The 3223-nt window shown below is 55.6% G+C and carries 1 protein-coding gene; it reads right to left on the bottom strand.

The window, feature by feature from the left end:
- Positions 1-3223: hypothetical protein (locus PHI12_14385; protein ID MDD5511972.1), on the bottom strand; the 3223-nt coding region annotated here is incomplete at both ends.

Genomic DNA, 3223 nt, shown 5'->3' with positions numbered 1-3223 from the left:
GTGGTGCCGATTCCCACGTCGCCCGCATCCGTAACAACCAGGGCTGAAGTGGAAGAAGCGAGGTTGGAAGCGTTGCCCACCAAAATATTGGTGCTGGAAAGAGGAATATTGGAAGGATTAACGGTTCCGGTGAAAGAGTCTGCCGTTAAAGCTCCAGAGAAAGTGCCGGTGGCGGCGGAAAGGCCGTAAGTAAGGGCTAGGCTTCCGAAAGCAACGCTGTCTGTTGTTCTGAGGGGCTGGTCCATGGCATATAGCTCGTTGTCTCCGTATCCGGTGTTAACGGTGGCAAAAGCGACAGCATCGGTGGTTTGAACGTCCTGGTCCATTAAATATACTTCCGTGGCGCCTTGTCCGGTATCTACGGTGCCGCTTAACACCAAATTGCCGGAACCTGTGATATTGCCCGCCACGCTCAAGGCTTCCTGGGGAGTGGTGGTGCCGATGCCCACCTGGCCCAGGGAGTCTACATATACTCCCTCGTCGTCTCCGTCCCCGGACAGCCAGTTGGAGCCCAAGATAACGTTGGCGGCGGTTCCCGTCATGGTAAGGTTGCCCGACATTGTGTCTCCCGTAACGTTGACGAACCTGGAGTCAGACTCCGTTTCCGTGTAATACCTGTTGTCCAAGTCGTAGGAGGTAATGGCAGTAAGGTGGCCGTAGGTATCCAAGGTAATATCCTGTATGACGGTACCGTCTGAGTTGTCGACTGAAGCTTGAGTGGAAGTGTCTTGGTGGTTCAAGGTGACGCTTCCCCCCGCTCCGAGGGTAATGGTTCCCCCTCCGGTAACGGCGTCTCCGGCGGTGACTGTAACCTGGGTGTCTCCTTCAACAGCCGTGCCGGCGGCAGAACCGTAGTCGACAGAAAAGGTCCTGTCCTGGGTCAAATCACCTCCTCCGGAAAGCCCCGTGCCCGCTGTCAGTATTCTTCCCGCCGTAATCACCTCTCCTGGAGCCGTTCCCTGCTCGGCGGCGAAAATCTTGCCTTCTACGGTAAGCTTGCGGGAAGGAGTGGTGGTTCCGATTCCCACCTGGCTGCCGTTGTCGTAAACAATAGAGTCTCCGACAGAGTAGCTTCCCGTAAATTTGGTTAGGTAGTTGTCATTGCCCAGGCCTCCGATGTATCCTCCGTCGGCCGACTGGCAGTTTCCCGAAGAGTCGCAGACGGTGTAAGTGGAGCCTCCCCTGACCACCTGGACCTTGTTGTCGACGGCCCCGAGAATAATCTGCTCGGAGTTGGCTCCGGTGATGTAGCCTGTGGAAACGGCCAGGTTTCCTGTAATGGTGTTGGTGGCGCCTAAGGTAATCCTGATGTTTCCCCCCGCGTCCTTGATGTCCCCTCCTTCAACCTGCAAGTCGTCATTAATCAAAAGAGTGTCCTGGGTGATGTCGTAAATATAGTTTTCGATTCCCAAAGAACCTTGGACGGTGGTATCTCCTTCGGCATCCACCCTGAATCTTTCGTTGTCGTTAACCGCAACGGAGAAAACGGTGTAATCGGAAAGGCCGGAGGAAGGATTGATGTAAAGGGACCCTTGTCCGACTCCCGTTCCCAAGGGAGTGCCCGCAAACAAGACGGGACCGGCAAAGGAAGAAGTTTCGTCGCCGGCCACGTTAAGGCTGTTTGCCATGTAGACAGAAAAGTCGTTAAACTCGAATCTGTCTTGAGCAGAGTTCCATTTGAAAACAGCGTTTGGGGAGGCAGATCCCCTTTCAAATTCCAGCTGGGAATCTTCCGCATCAGCTGAAGTGTTGCCTGTATTGATGATAAAAGTGGAGGAAGCGGATCCTCCCGCTATCAGATTGTCGATGGTGGCTGTCGCGACATAGAAATTCGACCACCTGTAGTCGGGCAAACCAAGAGTGTAAGCTGCGTCTTCGGAAGGCACCAGGCTGGAAGAAAACCTGCCTCCGACATCGATGATGTCGGAAGCCTCGTCTCCGAGAGCAAGGCCGCCGAGAACGCTCAATCCGCCGGAAAACTGGGAAGTCCCCGCTCCCGTGGAAGAGAAGGTGCCCGATATTTCCATGTCCCCTTCGGCATCGAACCTCATCTTTTGAACGTCGCTGACTGCCACGCCCAGCAGGGTGTTGTTAACCCCGGCAGTGGCGGGATTGACGTAAAGGGAGCCTTGGTCGACGGCGGTTCCGTCGGGAGTTCCAAACAGCTCCACCTGGCCGGCAAATGAGGAGCTGGCAAAGTCTCCCTGCACCTCGAGAAGGCCTGTAATAATGAGCGAGTCGGATATCCGGGTCGTGCCGGAATCGGAATCCAGCACCAGGTCTCCGCTGGCAGCCTCGAGGGTGTTGCCGTCCATTTTCAGATTGTCGACTGTCAGCTGCCCGAGGCCGCTGATCTGGTATCCCGCTCCGGTGACATTGCCCGCTAAAGTGCTGGTGCCCAGCTTAAGGGTTCCCGAGGTTACAGAAAGCAGGTGGTCTCCGGTGCCGGAGAAAGCGACGGAAGCCGAGTTTCCCGTAAGGTTCAGGTCCCCTGACATGTCAACCGTGTCAGATATGGTAAAGTTGCCTGCAGTATTTAAAACGCTCCCTTGAAGGTCGGTCTGGCCGGAAACCGTCAGCTGGTCTGAAGAAAGGACTCCTGCAATGTCGGCTCCGTTCTGCACCACCAGAGCTCCGGTGGTGGTGACATTGCCTGTAATTGAAGCGTCGCCTGCGATGGTAGTGAGGCCTGCAATGTCCACCCGGCCCGTGATGTCAGCTCCGCCGGCTGTAACATACAGCCTGTCTGAGGTGGTGGCGCCGCCTGTGATATTCACGCCTCCGGATATGATGTCTAAGACCTGGGTTCCTCCGGAAGTGATGATAATATGGTCTGAGGTTTCAGCTGAAATGGTTTCTCCGTCAGCCAAGGTGAGCTTTCCTCCCTGAACTTCGATGTCCCCTTCGATCTGGAGGTCGGCTACAGCTCTTCCGTCTGCGTTGGTGACAAGGACGGCGGTGGCTCCGGACGAAGTGGCGTTGATGGTGATGCTGCCAGAATACTGGAGGGTGTCTGCATCCACTCTGCCAGACACCACCAGATTGCCTTCTTCGTCGATGTAGTTGGCTGAAGACTGGAGCTCCAGGTTGCCTGCGGGGTTTAAGGTGAGAGTGCCGGACCCCGATATAGTCTGGTCTCCGAGGAAGCTTAAGTCTCCATCTATCATGGCATTGCCAGTAACAGCTAATTTCGCTGAAGGAGTGGTGGTGCCGATTCCCACGT

Source organism: Dehalococcoidales bacterium (genome assembly GCA_028716225.1).
GTDB lineage: Bacteria > Chloroflexota > Dehalococcoidia > Dehalococcoidales > UBA5760 > UBA5760.
The sequence above is the reverse complement of the archived record's forward strand: the minus strand, read 5'-3'. Positions and strand labels throughout refer to the sequence as shown.